Origin of the sequence: Winogradskyella immobilis, assembly GCF_021887715.1 — a bacterium.
GTDB classification, from domain to species: domain Bacteria; phylum Bacteroidota; class Bacteroidia; order Flavobacteriales; family Flavobacteriaceae; genus Winogradskyella; species Winogradskyella immobilis.
Window position 1 is genome coordinate 1 of sequence record NZ_JAIQXX010000056.1, and the last position, 912, is coordinate 912.

Annotated in this window: 1 protein-coding gene; it reads right to left on the reverse strand. The window is 35.4% G+C overall.

The genetic code is table 11. From position 1 onward, the window contains the following. On the reverse strand, nt 1-912 hold a 912-nt coding region (locus tag K8Z87_RS13800; RefSeq protein WP_456119784.1), incomplete at both ends, for an HYR-like domain-containing protein.

Consider the following 912-nt stretch of genomic DNA (forward strand, 5'->3'; position numbering starts at 1 on the left):
AAGTTAAATCATTAGCATCTTGATCACATTCAATAGTGATATCTGCAGGAACAGTAAATGTAGGTGCAGTAGTATCTTGAATAGTAATGGTTTGATCTTCAGAGGTAGCATTACCACAAGCATCAGTAGCAGTCCATGTTCTAGTAATAGTAAAGTTACCTGCACAATCACCATCATTAATAACATCTTCAAATGTTATGGTTGGTGTTGTACAATTATCAGTAGCTGTAGCTACACCAGTTGCATCTGTAGAGTTATCTTGATCACACTCTAGAGTTTGATCACTAGGAATTGTTAATACAGGAGCTACAGTATCAATAATAGAATAAGTAGCAGTGACTTCGCTAAAATTACCACAAACATCAGTGGCAGTAAATGTTACTGTAATAGGTCCGCCAGCACAATCTACATCTGTAATTTGACCAAAATCATTAGTCCATATTATATCGTTTTGAGCTGTACAGTTATCTGTAGCAGTAGCTCCAGCATTATCAGCTAACCAAGCTTCTAAAGTACCATCTGGCGTAACACCACATTGTATTTCAATATTTTCAATATCGGTAGTATCTATTATTGGGTCAATTTCATCATTAATAGTAATTGTATGAGAACAAGTAGATGTATTACCCGCTAAATCTGAAATCTGATAAACTCTAGTAACTATTTCTGGACAGATTCCATTGTCACTAGTTTCACTAACTAATCTAAAGCTAGATTCATCTATATCACAATTATCAGAAGCAGAACCATTCGCTATCATAAACTCACTAAAAGAAGTATAAGCTGGTTGCTCAGAAATATCACAAATAGCGGTTAAATCAGCAGGACAAGTTATAGAAGGATCTTCATCATCCGTAATAGTGACTGTTTGTTCACAAGTAGCAGAGTTACCAGCTTCATCAGTTACAGTCC